Below are 14,523 nucleotides of genomic sequence, written 5' to 3' on the forward strand. Positions count from 1 at the left end.
CTCTTAGCCCTCTTTGTGCATAATTTTCTTAAAGATCTTATTGCACTGAGAGAAGGGAATGAGTAGTAAATGAGAAACCAAAGCCACTAACCTAAGTACTAATTATTTTGTTACTACCTCTAAAAGCGCAGCGTCTCTTAGCCCTCTTTGTGTATGATTTACTTAGATTTAATTGCAATGAGAGAAGGGAATGAGTAGTAAATGAGAAACCAAAGCCCTAATCCAATTGAATAATTATTTTGTCACTACCTCTAAAAGCGCAGCGCCTCTTAATCCTCTTTGTGCATCTTCACTTAAGAGAATATTAACTATCAAGTTGATTGAAAAATCATAAATTAAAGCGCTTGATACCATCAACCAACTTTAGTGTATTAAAGTTAATTAGTAAGCCCGTATTTATATTTGATAGCTTCATATATGTAATCAACTGCGCTGAGTGAATAGGTTGTAGTTTATCAACGGCCTTCAGTTCAATTATTAATTCATTTGGTAATAAAATGTCCAATTTATAGCCTGTTGCAATATATTGTTCCTTGTAAATTATTGGTAGTTCAACTTGATTTTTAATAAATAACCCAGCCTGACATAACTCATACATTAAACAAGATTCATAGCTTGACTCCAATAAGCCAGGGCCTAAGGTTTTGTGTACCTCTATAGCGCAGCCAATAACTATTTGTGTTAACTCGTCAATGTGCATGATTATCCTCATTCAATAGCAACTTTAAGAATTAGTTGCTTTGTTTCAGGCTTAACTAACGTTATAACCTGATTATAGTTTATTAAATTAGAAACCAAAGCCACTAACCCAAGTGATTAATTGTTTTGTCACTTCCTTTAAAAGCGCAGCGTCTCTTAGCCCTCTCTGTGCATAAATTCTTTAATGATCTAATTGAACTGAGAGAAGAGAATGAGAAGTAAATGAGAAAATAAAGCCACTAAGCTAAGTGACTAATTATTTTGTTACTACCTCTAAAAGCGCAGCGTCTCTTAGCCCTCTCTGTGCATAAATTATTTAATGATCTAATTGCACTGAAAGAATCGAATGAGAAGTAAATGAGTAAACACTAACGATTAAGCCCCTTATTAATGAAAGCTTTCTGTTTTTATCACTTCCTCTAAAGCGCAGCGTCTCTTAGCCCTCTTTGTGCATAATTTTCTTAAAGATCTTATTGCACTGAGAGAAGCGAATGAGAAGTAAATGAGAAACCAAAGCCATTAACCTAAGTACTAATTATGTTGTCACTACCTCTAAAAGCGCAGCGTCTCTTAGCCCTCTTTGTGCATAATTTTCTTAAAGATCTTATTGCACTGAGAGAAGCGAATGAGAAGTAAATGAGAAACCAAAGCCACTAACCGAAGTGATTAATTGTTTTGACACTATCTCTAAAAGCGTAGCGTCTCATAACCTCTTTGTGCATAATTTCTCTTAAAGATCTAATTGTAGTGCTAGGGCAAGTTTCGGGATTAAGCTCGTAACCCGATCCCCGAAGCTCGTTAACTTTCGCCTAGACCGTAGACAAAAAAAGACCCAGAGCTATAAGGGACTCTGGGATATAGAGGGGCTCATATGTGAGCCCTGCGCTAACTAAAGACACTTTCAGATTCTTAGGGAGAAGAAGAAAGTTATTTAAGTATAGTCAAAAGTGCTAAAAATACACATTTTTGTTCGTTTTTTATACTGCTGTAATTACAGCAAGTTACATTTGTTATACACACCTTTGTTACATTTAAGTTAGAGTTTACGCCCAGTTTATTAACTGCGTATTTTGTACTAAATCTCTTGGTAAAGAGTTTTTAACTTTATTTTTTTGCCATTTCCCTAAGCCAATAGGGCAACCACATAAAGTTAGGATCACCTCGCCGCTGGATTTGGTTACCTCTTCTAGGCGTATATCTTTACCATTAAAGTAATCGTTAGCCTGTTCATTGGTTAATGCCAGTACATTACTTTTACACTGCTTACCAAATACGGTGGCAAATTCGTGCGTTAGGCGTACGCCATTTTTATGAATAACGCCTACCTGAATACCTAATCGCGCATATTTAATTTTGTTTTGTATCGCTTCAAATTCATCAGGAAACAGCCAAAGCTCTTTGTCGCGTTGTTTTAACGTACCTGGCAGGCTTGTTAAACCAAATTGCTTTTTGAGAGAGCTCATAAACGCACTTTGCTGTTTACTGTCAAATTGGTTAAACGGGAATGCCCCTTTTTTCACTTTAATGTTTTGGTTTTCGCAGCTGCTGTGCTTTTTAAATTTGGCAATAAAAAAACCTTCGCTGTCGAACGTTTGCGGCCAAACATGTAAGTAACCCTCTGCGGTGGTGGCTTTATCAGCCCCTGGGAATAAATCGCTTAATGGCTCAGGGCTTATATATTCGCCAAACTCATCTAATAATGCGCTGCATACTTGCTGGTTTTCGAGAGGGGTTAACGTACAGGTTGAATACACTAATGTGCCACCGGGTTTAAGTGCATAAAACGCACTTTTAATCAGATCTTTTTGTACTTGGGCAATGGTAATATTTGACTCGATAGACCAATTTTTTAGCGCGTCGCTATCTTTACGTACCGTGCCTTCGCCAGAGCAGGGCGCATCAAGTAAAATGCTGTCGAAGCACTCAAACATGTAATTGCCAAATACCACACCATCAAAATGTGATAGCGCGCAGTTACCTACACCCATACGCTTTAGCGTGGCACTGAGTACTTTTAAACGTGATGACGACAGCTCATTGGCCACAAGCACGCCTTGATTGTTCATTAACGCGGCAAGTTGTGAGGTTTTAGAGCCCGGTGCCGAGGCCATATCGAGCACTGTGTTACTGGTTTGTAGGCTTTGCTTTAGTGCCATTGGCGGCAACATTGAGCTTGCCTCTTGCACGTACATAGCCCCGCTTAAGTGTAAATCGGTATTGCCCAGCGCTAGGTTTTGCTCTTCATCGTTTGGGCGCTCTAACCAAAACCCTTCGTCACACCAAGGAATGGCGGTAAGTTGCCAATTTTTTTTAGCCGCTTGTTGCTTAAATTCTTCAACACTCATTTTTAATGTATTAACGCGAACAGACTTACGTAAAGACCGACGACAGGCATTTAAAAAATCATCTAATGTAAGGTGATCAGGCAGATAAGTTTTTACGTCGTCTATAAATTGCTCTGGAATATAAGTGTTAGCGTCCACGATTTGGCTCATACAATAAAAATTAAAGCCAGATAATAGCATTTTTGACGATTTTTTTCAGTGTTAAAAATGAAAGAGTAACCCTTTCAAAGTGTCGACACCTTATTCAGTAAAACGGCTTAAATACTATTTTTTATTATACTTTTAGCTAATGCTGTCGACAATGTGGTGGTTTTTTATTCATTTTTAGTGTTTTCAGGGTTGACACTGTAGGTTAATAAGCACATAGTTAACCCATAAATTGTCGACAATATAAAAAACTTTATGACACAGCACTTTTTGAACGACACCGCAGTTACAACCGCTTCCGATAAAGTGTTTGTAGATATGCGCCGCGAGATAGTAGAAGGCAGTATTGCACAAGGCAGTAAAATATCAGAGCCGGAACTTGCAAAGCGTTATGGTGTAAGCCGTGCAACGCTTAGAGAGGCATTAAACCGTTTAGAAAGTTGTTATTTAGTTGAGCGCAAAGCCAATATAGGTTGCCGTGTTGTGGCATTAACCGCAGAGCGTTTAATTGAGGTTTACCAAGTGCGCAGTGCCCTTGAGGGACTTGCATGTAGGTTAGCTGCCGACAATATGGAACCAGATGAAGTACAAGGCTTGAAACAATTACTTAATCAGCATTTGCAAACTCAGCGTGTTAAAGAAGGTGAGTCGTACTATCAAGAAGCCGGCGACTTAGATTTTCATTACAGAATAATCAAAGGCAGTAAAAACGCGCACTTAATTCATTTGTTATGCCACGATCTGTACCAGTTAATAAGAATGTACCGTGTACAAATGGGTATGGTAGGGCCGCGGGTATCGAAAGCGTTTGATGAGCATTTAGCCATTATTAACGCCATAGAAAATCATGATGGTGAGCTGGCCGAAATGCTAATGAAGCGCCATATCAGTGCATCACAAGCAAATATACAAACAAAATTTGATAGATATCAATCAGTACAAGCCACTCAAAATGAAATGGTTAACTAGGGTCTGTTGACCTTTGCGGATTATAATTTGTTCAAACTAGGAGCGGTTTAATCACGGCGCGAGGTTTGTAACCTAGTGGGCTAAGTCAAAACCGAGCAACAAAGAGTAAATCGCTCCTAGGCAGAACCCGAAGGGCAGCGCCTGTTTAGTATTGATGCTGCGTTATCGCCTATTTATGTGGAATAACCACACCACATAGGCTCTGCCTTGCCTAAATACCAAACAGGCTGCTGCAAATTAAATTTTGAAAGGTCAATAGACCCTAATACAGATGTAACATTATTAAAAAATACTAAGTTGCCAAAGAGCAGCCCCGTTCAAAGTTAGGAGAAGGTAATGTCAGCAGGATTAAAATTTAAACAGGCAATTGCAAATAACCACCCGTTACAAGTGGTAGGTACTATTAACGCGTACACCGCGATGATGGCTGAAAAAATGGGCCATCAGGCTATTTATTTATCGGGTGCAGGTGTGGCTAATGCCTCATTTGGTATGCCAGATTTAGGGATGACCAGCCTTGATAACGTGCTTGAAGATATTCGCCGTATTACCGGTGCTAGCGATTTACCTTTGTTAGTGGATGCCGACACAGGTTGGGGTGGGGCGTTTAATATTGCCCGTACCGTTAAAGAAATGACTAAAGCGGGGGCAGCAGGCTTTCATATTGAAGACCAAGTGGCGCAAAAGCGTTGTGGCCATCGCCCTAATAAAGAAATAGTTACCCAAGCTGAAATGGTAGACCGAATTAAAGCGGCGGTTGATGCTAAAACCGATAGCGATTTTTACATTATGGCGCGTACCGATGCGTTTCAAAAAGAAGGCTTAAATGCGGCGATAGACCGTGCAGCAGCTTGTGTTGAAGCTGGTGCCGATGCGATTTTTGCAGAAGCGGTTCATGATCTTGCTGATTACCAAGCATTTACTAAGGCGATTAATGTGCCTATTTTGGCCAACATTACCGAGTTTGGCCAAACCCCAATTTACACCAAAGAGCAATTAAGCGATGTGGGCGTAGAAATGGTGCTTTACCCATTAAGTGCATTTAGAGCAATGAACAAAGCTGCACTTAATGTGTACTCGGCTATTTTGAATGAAGGGTCGCAACAAAGCCAAATTGAAAACATGCAAACGCGTGCAGAGCTTTACGACTTTTTAGATTATCACTCGTACGAAAACACGCTCGATAACCTTTTTTCAGCAAAATCTGACAAATAATAAAAATTCAACAGGAGACACATCATGGTAGATAAAGCATTAGGTGGCGCAGGCTTACGTGGCCAAGTAGCAGGACAAACCGCATTATGTACAGTAGGGCAAACAGGCTCAGGTTTAACTTACTGTGGTTACGACATTAGCGAACTGGCTGAAAAAGCGCAGTTTGAAGAAGTGTCGTTTTTACTTTCACGCGGCGAGCTACCAACATCAAGCGAACTGGCAGAGTACAAAGCTAAACTTAAGAGCTTACGTGGTTTACCTGAATCACTAAAAACAGTACTTGAGAACATTCCTAAAGACGCGCACCCAATGGATGTAATGCGTACTGGTTGCTCTATGCTAGGTAACCTTGAAATGGAAAATGACTTTAGCGAAGCAAACGATGCGATTGACCGCATGGTGGCAATTTTCCCAAGTATTATTTGTTACTGGTATCGTTTTACTCATGACGGTGTTCGCATTGAAACCCAAACTGATGATGATTCAGTAGGCGCACACTTTTTAACGCTATTACACGATAAAGCGCCAAGTGAATTATTTGCACAAGTGATGAATGTATCACTAATTTTGTACGCAGAGCATGAATTTAATGCCTCTACCTTTACCGGTCGCGTATGTGCATCAACGCTTTCAGATATCCATTCTTGTGTAACTGGTGCAATTGGTACCTTACGTGGTCCACTGCATGGTGGTGCTAATGAAGCGGCAATGGATATGATTGAAAGCTTTACAAGTGCTGATCAAGCTGAAGACGCGCTAATGGGCATGCTTGAGCGTAAAGATAAAATTATGGGTTTTGGCCACGCTATTTACCGCGAGTCAGATCCACGCAATGTGATTATTAAAAAGTGGTCTGAAAAATTAGCCGCAGAAGTGGGTGACGATGTGCTTTACCCAGTATCAGTTCGCTGTGAAGAAGTTATGTGGCGTGAGAAGAAGTTATTCTGTAATGCCGATTTTTTCCATGCATCGGCGTACCACTTTATGGGTATTCCTACTAAGTTATTTACGCCTATCTTTGTAATGAGCCGTGTAACCGGTTGGACAGCGCATGTAAAAGAGCAACGTGCAAATAACCGTATTATTCGCCCAAGTGCTGATTACACCGGGCCAGATGCGCGTAGCTACACGCCAATCGAATCAAGAGGCTAATTAGTTAGCGTTTAAGGTGAGCCTAGCTCACCTTTTATTGTTTATAGCGCTGATGATTACTCATTATAGCGCTTTAGCGTACTCTCCTCCGTCACCAAATTAGCGAATTTATTATGACCATTATTAATAACACCCAATACCGTAAGCCTTTACCAGGCTCAAATGTTGATTACTACGATACCCAAGCCGCCGTCGATGCCATTAAGCCAGGCGCATACGCTACACTACCTTACAGTTCGCGTATATTTGCCGAAAACTTAGTGCGTCGCTGTGAGCCCGAAATGCTAACCGATGCGCTTAGCCAAATTATTGAGCGTAAACAAGACTTAGATTTTCCGTGGTATCCGGCACGCGTTGTATGTCATGACATTTTAGGCCAAACCGCACTGGTTGATTTAGCGGGCCTGCGTGATGCTATTGCTGCAAAAGGCGGCGATCCGGCAAAAGTAAATCCGGTTGTACCTACTCAACTGATTGTGGATCATTCATTAGCTGTTGAGCACGCAGGTTTTGATCCCGATGCATTTGAAAAAAACCGCGCCATTGAAGATAGACGCAACGATGACCGTTTTCATTTTATAAATTGGACCAAAACCGCGTTTAAAAATATTGATGTGATCCCACCGGGTAATGGCATCATGCATCAAATTAACCTTGAAAAAATGTCGCCGGTTATTCAAAACCGTGACGGTATTGCCTTCCCAGATACTTTAGTGGGAACAGACAGCCATACCCCACATGTTGATGCTTTAGGTGTTATTGCTGTTGGTGTAGGTGGCCTTGAAGCCGAAAGCGTAATGCTAGGACGCGCATCATATATTCGTTTACCAGATATAGTGGGCGTAGAGCTTACCGGTAAACGCCAGCCTGGCATAACTGCAACCGATATTGTACTGGCGATTACCGAATTTTTACGTGAGCAACGTGTGGTATCGACTTACCTTGAGTTTTACGGTGAAGGGGCTGATGCACTAACCCTTGGCGATAGAGCCACCATTTCGAACATGACCCCAGAATTTGGCGCAACCGCGGCTATGTTCTACATTGACGATAAAACTATTGATTACTTGCGTTTAACAGGCCGTGATGAAGATCAAATTGCACTAGTAGAAAACTACGCTAAAACAGCAGGTTTATGGAGTGATAGCTTAAAAACAGCGCATTACGATCGTGTACTTAAGTTTGATTTATCAAGCGTAGGGCGCAACATTGCAGGGCCTTCAAATCCGCATCGTCGTGTATCAACTAGCGATTTAGCTAAAGAAGGTATTTCGGGCGTTGTTGAAAACGAAGAGGGCTTAATGCCAGATGGCGCGTGTATTATTGCCGCTATTACTAGCTGTACGAATACCAGTAACCCACGTAATGTAATTGCTGCAGGTTTATTAGCGAGAAACGCGAATGCAAAAGGTTTAATGCGTAAACCGTGGGTTAAAACATCCCTGGCACCGGGTTCAAAAGCGGTGCAGTCGTACCTTGAAGATGCAAAATTATTACCAGAGCTAGAGCAACTCGGTTTTGGTATTGTGGGTTTTGCCTGTACTACCTGTAACGGCATGAGTGGTGCGTTGGACCCTAAAATTCAACAAGAAGTGATTGACCGCGACCTATACGCTACGGCTGTGCTTTCGGGCAACCGTAACTTTGATGGCCGAATTCATCCGTATGCTAAGCAAGCGTTTTTAGCGTCTCCACCGCTTGTAGTTGCTTATGCAATTGCCGGGACCATCCGTTTTGATATAGAAAAAGATATCCTTGGTAAAGATCAGCAAGGTAACGATGTAACCTTAAAAGATTTATGGCCATCTGATGAAGAAATAGATGCAGTGATCAAGCAAAGTGTTAAGCCTGAGCAGTTTAGAAAAGTATACGAGCCAATGTTTAACTTAACTGTTGATTACGGCGAAGATAACGACCCACTTTACGATTGGCGCCCAGAAAGTACATATATTCGCCGCCCACCTTATTGGGAAGGGGCTTTGGCTGGTGAGCGCAGTATGACAGGTATGCGCGCGTTAGCAGTACTTGGCGATAACATTACAACCGATCATTTATCACCTTCTAATGCGATTATGGCAAGCAGCGCGGCAGGTGAATACTTAACTAAAATGAACGTACCAGAAGAAGACTTTAACTCATACGCCACTCACCGAGGCGATCACTTAACCGCACAACGAGCTACATTTGCAAACCCTAAACTATTGAACGAAATGGTATTAGATGAAAACGGAGAAGTGAAGCAAGGTTCGTACGCACGTATAGAGCCAGAAGGTGAAAACACACGCATGTGGGAAGCAATCGAAACCTACATGCAGCGTAAACAGCCACTCATTATTGTGGCAGGTGCTGATTATGGCCAAGGCTCTTCGCGCGATTGGGCAGCAAAAGGCGTTAGGCTTGCTGGTGTTCAGGTTATTGCAGCCGAAGGGTTTGAACGTATTCACCGTACTAACTTAATTGGTATGGGCGTATTGCCGCTTGAATTTAAACCAGGCACAACGCGTAAAACACTTAATCTAGATGGTAGCGAAAGCTACGACGTGAAGGGCGAACCAACACCAGGTGCAACCCTAGAGCTTGTTATTACGCGTAAAAATGGCGAGGTATTAAACGTACCAATGAAATGTCGACTAGATACGCAAGAAGAGCTCTCTATTTACGCGGCAGGCGGTGTGTTACAACGCTTTGCGCAAGACTTTTTAGAAGCCACGCAAGCATCATAAGGACACACGTTTATGTTTAAACCACAAATTAAAGTGCCTGCGACCTATATGCGTGGTGGCACGAGTAAAGGGGTTTTTTTTAATTTAACCGATTTACCCGCACCTGCCCAAGTGGCAGGTGCGGCGCGCGATAGCTTATTATTGCGCGTTATTGGTAGCCCAGATGCATACGGTAAACAAACCGACGGCATGGGCGGAGCAACCTCAAGTACCAGTAAAACGGTTATTTTGAGTAAGAGTGAACAGCCCGATCACGATGTTGATTATTTATTTGGTCAAGTCGCCATTGATAAAGCGTTTGTTGATTGGAGTGGTAACTGCGGAAACTTAACCTCTGCCGTGGGCGCGTTTGCCATCAGCAATGGTTTAGTTGATAAATCTCGCGTACCGGATAATGGCATTGCTATTGTGCGCGTATGGCAGGCGAACATTAAAAAAAGTATTTTAGTGCATGTACCCATGACCAACGGTGCAGTACAAGAAACCGGTGACTTTGAGTTAGATGGTGTGACGTTTCCTGCCGCTGAAGTAAAGCTTGAATTTATTGACCCTGCTGATGGTGATGGTGCGCTATTTCCAACAGGCAATGTGGTTGATGATTTAGAAGTACCAGGTGTGGGGACATTAAAAGCAACTATGATCAACGCAGGTATCCCGACTATTTTTGTAAATGCCAGCGATATTGGTTATTCCGGTACTGAGCTACAAGATGATATAAACGCTGATGAAGCCGCACTCACTAAGCTTGAAACCATTCGTGCCTATGGCGCGGTAAAAATGGGACTAATTAATACTATTAATGAAGCACAAGCACGCCAACACACACCTAAAGTGGCGTTTGTGGCTGCACCGCTTAATTACAAATCATCAAGTGGTAAGCAGGTTAATGCAAGCGATATAGATTTGTTAGTACGTGCAATGTCAATGGGTAAGTTACACCATGCGATGATGGGCACAGCCGCTGTCGCTATTGGCACAGCAGCCGCAATTGACGGAACATTAGTTAATTTGGCCGCTGGTGGCGGTGCTATTAACGAGGTTAACTTTGGTCATCCATCGGGCACACTTAAAGTAGGTGCCGAGGCGGTTGTTACAAATGGCCAATGGCAAGTGACTAAAGCGAGTATGAGCCGCAGCGCACGTGTATTAATGGAAGGCTGGGTAAGAGCGCCATTTGATTTTTAAACATTATATAATAGCTGATGGCTTTGAGAGCATCAGCTTTATAGTTACCATGTCGTTTAAAATAAATCGTTAATTATCCAAGGTTATAACACTGTTATTTTTTATAAAGCGCTCAAATTCATTATTTGCACGCATAATCGCTATTTCTGCGTTGATATCATCTAAGATAAATTGCCAATTAGGCGTACTTTTACTGATTTCATAACACAGGGCTTTGTATTCTATGCTTGGCGTTAATGCAACTAGCGCACTAAGCATCCTCTTTTTTCTCTAGCTGATAATAGTGATTTATAAATACTGGCTTTTAGCACTTCTAAGTCGGCAACAATAAGCTCAACCCGACCATTTAAAAGCAAATGAATAAGCTGATACTCACTGTTAGCAACGATGGTTTTTATTTCGCCTTGTTCAATAAGTTCATCTAATTATTTACTATTTGCATATGAGCGTACCACCCCCATAACCCTGTTTTTTTTACAGACTCAATACTGCCATCGTAATCTATGCTGTGATCTTTAAGTGCTACAAATGATAAGTCGCCACTAGGAATGGTCTCAGATAACGCCAATAACGGATTACGTGTTTTGGTTAAAGTGTTTTCTGACATTACATCGTCACTAATAAAATACTCAGGAAATAAAATATCAGCTTTACCTAATTCAGCTTCACGCACGGCACGCGTCCAAGGGTAAAACTCTATATGTACACCATAGCCGCTTTTGTATTTCTATCCGGGAAGCGTGATGTTTTTATTGTCGACCGTATAGGTTACTGGCGCAGGTTGTGCGTAAGTGAAAAATGATAGCACTAAGGCAGCGATTAAAAATATTCTCATGAGGGTAATGCATTTTATCTTTAATTTTAAGTTTAGTGCGTTATTTGGAATAAACAACTTAAATAGTGAGGTTCTTCTAGAACAATTAAATATAGCCTTAAAAAGCGATAGCTATTAACATGCAAAGGTAAGTAATTTCACTTTAAAACGACATAACAACTAAAAGTCTTTTTTACTAGAGGGAATTTTTATGGCTAACAAGCCAATAAGTGAAGACAATCCATTTGCTAATTTATCTGATGTACAGTGTGAGCAGATCCAAAATTGGTACCAAAAGCATATTTCTTCAACTTTACATTCTTTACTTAAAGGCAGTAAGTCTGGGCAAATTATTGAGAGTAAGTTAGAAAGTACTTTAAATAAAGCATTCTCTCAGAGCAAACAGCTTACTACTTATGCTATTGAGGGGAATTCGAGTATTAAATTAAAAAATGCCAGTGTTATGGCTGAGCTAAATGATACCCGTGATTTGTTTTATGGCGCGCAAGTTAAAATAAATATACTAGAGCAAAAAATAACAACCAGTGCTCAAGAAATACAATTATTAGAGACAGAAAAAAGCGAGCTGCAAGTAGAAGTACGTAGCTTAAAGCAACGTTTAAATCACGTACTTTCAAAGCTAGAATCGCAAGGAGTCTCATTCCAAAAAAGCCATTATGTAGGACGTATATTAGTCCAGGCTTTGCGAGCAAGTTTTGAAAATTGGCAGCAAACTCCACAAGGAGAGCCCTTTAAAAATCATGATTTTTACAAGCTTTTCCCGCGTGTTTTGTACTCAAGCTTATTAAAGGAAATAGAAAAACTGCTAGGGGAGCAAGATTATAATCAAATCGAGCGTTCACTTAGTGATTTTGTGTTTAAGCAAAAGGGCTCGCCTGTAGAAAATTGGCCAGATGAAGACCCGATTTACGAGACGCGGTTAATTAACCAAAAGCAATCAGAGCTGTTAATAAAATTACATAGCCAACACCTGCAACGAAAAAACTTTACGTCCTATTTAGAAAAACGCCTTTCTAGTACTGGTTTTACCCATAAACACAGTGATTTATTGATGACTTTAGTTGAGTTTGCGACACACGATGAAAATAGCAAATTTTCTAGTTATTGCCATTAAGTTATTAAGTATTAAAGCAGCACCACTAAATATCATGTTGTTGTAGGCCAAGTATTTTTAATTTGGTTGCTAGGGTATTTTGTGCAAGTGTTTTTTTTACTATTTTATAAAGTGTGTTTACATTAAGTTGGTGTGTAGGGCGAATTAATAATTGGTGTTTATAGGTTTGCGCGACGCGTTCAGAGATAAGCAGCTTTTTTTTACTTTCTGGGTATTTATTGAGGTATTGATTTAAGTAAGAACGGGTAACAATCGCCATATCGCTGCGTTTTTTTAATACTAATTCAATACTTTTTTTATGACTGCTCAGTAACATCATTTTATATTCGTTTTCAAGTATTGATGGATTGTTTTCAAAGTTTGCTAGCTGATAGTGATAGCCTAAAATCCCAATGAGGGTTTTATCGTCTAAGTTATCAAACCAAGCTTGTGACTTTGCAAATTGCTTTAAAGCAATAAATACTTCGCTGTCTGTTGCCATCACAGGGGAGTTACTGATTATATGGTTGCCTTGCAGCCACCCCCAGTTTGGATCTTCAAAAAATACCGCATCGAACAAACCTTGCTGATAATCTTTAAAGCGCCGAAAACCTTGCTGATAATCTTTAAAGCGCCGAATAGGTGTGGTGAGCACAAGCTCAAAATGATAGTCAGATTGTATTTTATTAAGCTCAGCAATTAGCTCTACGGTGAAACCTGAAGCACGGCCGTCAACAATCTCTATGTAGGGAGGAAATTCATAGCCACCCACTTTGATTAGGGTTTTAGCTTGAACTTGCCCAGCAAAAATAAATAGCAATAGTAATGTAATGAGTGCGGCAGACTTCACAGGTAAATCCTTTCCTAGAATACTTTCTGATATTTCATCTTATAAGATAGCCTACTTGTTAACATAGTATTAATTTTTAAGCAATAAATTCTGACTTTGCAACGTGATTAAATGGATGTTACCTGATATTTATTAAGGAAGTTTAGAGCGTGTGCGCTTTTTCTTGGTATGTTTTTTGATGTTGGGCGTTGCTTGATGGTGGTAGGTTACACAATGTCGGGTGGCGCGGCTTCGCCACTTAACCGACCTACGTTCCCAACAATTAACGTAGGTTGGATAAGCCGGAGGCGTCATCCGACGATGTTGGATAATTCGGAGGCGTCATCCGACGATGTTGGATAATTCAAAGGCGTTATCCTACGATATTGAATAACCCAGAGGTATTAGCCGTTTATTATAAGGAGATTTTTTGTGAGATATCGTCGAAATTATCAACCGGGAGGAACGTATTTTTTTACGGTTAATTTGCAGGATCGTAAAGAGTCATTATTGGTTGAGCATATTGATTTATTGCGTGAAACTGTACGCTGGGTAAAAATGCATAAACCATTTTATATTGATGCGTGGGTGGTGTTGCCTGATCATATACATGCAGTGTTAACTTTACCCAAAGGTGATAGCGATTATTCTGGCCGTTGGCGCGAAATTAAAAACGTTTTTCTAAAGGCTTGCCTAAAAACGAATATTTATCACTCGCACGCGTTAATAAAAATGAACGAGGGATTTGGCAACGCCGTTTTTGGGAGCATACCATTGTTGATGAACGTGATTATTGGCACCATGTAAATTATGTGCATTTTAATCCGCTTAAACATGGTTTGGTTGAACGGGTGGTTGATTGGCCTTATTCAAGCTTTCATAAAGCGGTCGCATCAGGAATGTACAGCCGTAATTGGTGTAGGGAATAATATAATATATTTTATGTCGGGTGTTTCCAATACGTTACCAATAATGAACGTAGGTTGGATAAGCCGGAGGCGTCATCCGACGATGTTGGATAATTCAAAGGCGTCATCCGACGATGTTGGATAATTCGAAGGCGTCATCCGACGATGTTGGATAATTCGAAGGCGTCATCCGACGATGTTGGATAATTCGGAGGTGTCATCCGACGATGTTGGTATTGGTTATTACCGGTACAGGCCTTGCTTTATGTTGGGTGGCGTTTGGTATTGGAATGTTACCTAATGTCGGGTGTTTCACCCATGTCGGGTGGCGCGGCTTCGCCACTTAACCGACCTACGTTCTTTTTGAATTGGTACGACTGAGTGGATTCGAACCACCGACCCCTACCATGTCAAGGTAGTGCT

General features: G+C 40.9%; 12 protein-coding genes. 7 read left to right on the forward strand and 5 right to left on the reverse strand.

Annotation, left to right across the window (positions count from 1 at the left end; all coding sequences use genetic code 11):
• Nucleotides 1-328: 328 nt before the first annotated feature.
• Nucleotides 329-700 carry a GxxExxY protein gene (locus QMA00_RS17470; protein WP_138570616.1) on the reverse strand — a complete coding sequence of 124 codons (372 nt, stop codon included), beginning with the start codon at nucleotides 698-700 and terminating at the stop codon, nucleotides 329-331.
• Nucleotides 701-1,742: 1,042 nt separating this feature from the next.
• On the reverse strand, nucleotides 1,743-3,182 hold the full coding sequence (rsmF, locus tag QMA00_RS17475) for a 16S rRNA (cytosine(1407)-C(5))-methyltransferase RsmF (protein ID WP_290158241.1): 1,440 nt from the start codon (nucleotides 3,180-3,182) through the stop codon (nucleotides 1,743-1,745).
• A gap of 264 nt (nucleotides 3,183-3,446) precedes the next feature.
• Here rsmF and QMA00_RS17480 point away from each other — a divergent pair, with 264 nt between their 5' ends.
• The 5 genes from QMA00_RS17480 to prpF all read left to right on the forward strand — a co-directional run bounded on the left by QMA00_RS17480 (nucleotide 3,447) and on the right by prpF (nucleotide 10,435).
• Nucleotides 3,447-4,160, forward strand: a complete 714-nt coding sequence (locus QMA00_RS17480; RefSeq protein ID WP_290158222.1) for a GntR family transcriptional regulator — start codon at nucleotides 3,447-3,449, stop codon at nucleotides 4,158-4,160.
• A 336-nt stretch (nucleotides 4,161-4,496) separates the two neighbouring features.
• The gene (prpB, locus tag QMA00_RS17485; RefSeq protein ID WP_013464731.1) at nucleotides 4,497-5,375 is read left to right on the forward strand and encodes a methylisocitrate lyase; all 879 of its coding nucleotides are present in this window, start codon (nucleotides 4,497-4,499) and stop codon (nucleotides 5,373-5,375) included.
• 24 nt (nucleotides 5,376-5,399) lie between these two features.
• Nucleotides 5,400-6,527, forward strand: coding sequence for a 2-methylcitrate synthase (prpC, locus tag QMA00_RS17490; RefSeq protein WP_290158224.1), 1,128 nt, complete (start codon nucleotides 5,400-5,402; stop codon nucleotides 6,525-6,527).
• Between the two features lie 113 nt (nucleotides 6,528-6,640).
• A complete protein-coding gene (gene acnD / locus QMA00_RS17495) occupies nucleotides 6,641-9,250 on the forward strand; it encodes a Fe/S-dependent 2-methylisocitrate dehydratase AcnD (RefSeq protein ID WP_290158226.1) in 2,610 nt (869 codons plus the stop codon).
• A gap of 12 nt (nucleotides 9,251-9,262) precedes the next feature.
• Nucleotides 9,263-10,435, forward strand: a complete 1,173-nt coding sequence (gene prpF / locus QMA00_RS17500; RefSeq protein ID WP_290158229.1) for a 2-methylaconitate cis-trans isomerase PrpF — start codon at nucleotides 9,263-9,265, stop codon at nucleotides 10,433-10,435.
• Nucleotides 10,436-10,504: 69 nt separating this feature from the next.
• Here the strand turns inward: prpF and QMA00_RS17505 are convergent, their stop codons facing one another.
• Both QMA00_RS17505 and QMA00_RS17510 read right to left on the reverse strand, forming a co-directional pair.
• Nucleotides 10,505-10,693, reverse strand: coding sequence for a hypothetical protein (locus QMA00_RS17505; RefSeq protein WP_290158231.1), 189 nt, complete (start codon nucleotides 10,691-10,693; stop codon nucleotides 10,505-10,507).
• A gap of 163 nt (nucleotides 10,694-10,856) precedes the next feature.
• Entirely contained in the window at nucleotides 10,857-11,108 is a 252-nt protein-coding gene (locus QMA00_RS17510) for a hypothetical protein (RefSeq protein ID WP_290158233.1), read from the reverse strand.
• Nucleotides 11,109-11,460: 352 nt separating this feature from the next.
• Between QMA00_RS17510 and QMA00_RS17515 the strand changes: the two genes are divergently transcribed.
• Nucleotides 11,461-12,384, forward strand: coding sequence for a hypothetical protein (locus QMA00_RS17515; protein WP_262977252.1), 924 nt, complete (start codon nucleotides 11,461-11,463; stop codon nucleotides 12,382-12,384).
• Between the two features lie 25 nt (nucleotides 12,385-12,409).
• On the opposite strand, the gene QMA00_RS17520 is transcribed toward QMA00_RS17515, so the two are convergent.
• Nucleotides 12,410-13,213, reverse strand: a complete 804-nt coding sequence (locus QMA00_RS17520) for an amino acid ABC transporter substrate-binding protein (RefSeq protein WP_290158237.1) — start codon at nucleotides 13,211-13,213, stop codon at nucleotides 12,410-12,412.
• A 668-nt stretch (nucleotides 13,214-13,881) separates the two neighbouring features.
• Here QMA00_RS17520 and QMA00_RS17525 point away from each other — a divergent pair.
• Nucleotides 13,882-14,121 (forward strand): hypothetical protein, encoded by a 240-nt coding sequence (locus QMA00_RS17525; protein ID WP_290158239.1) that lies wholly within the window; start codon nucleotides 13,882-13,884, stop codon nucleotides 14,119-14,121.
• Nucleotides 14,122-14,523: the final 402 nt, after the last annotated feature.

Origin of the sequence: Pseudoalteromonas sp. APC 3694, assembly GCF_030407565.1 — a bacterium.
Classification (GTDB): Bacteria; Pseudomonadota; Gammaproteobacteria; order Enterobacterales; family Alteromonadaceae; genus Pseudoalteromonas; species Pseudoalteromonas tetraodonis.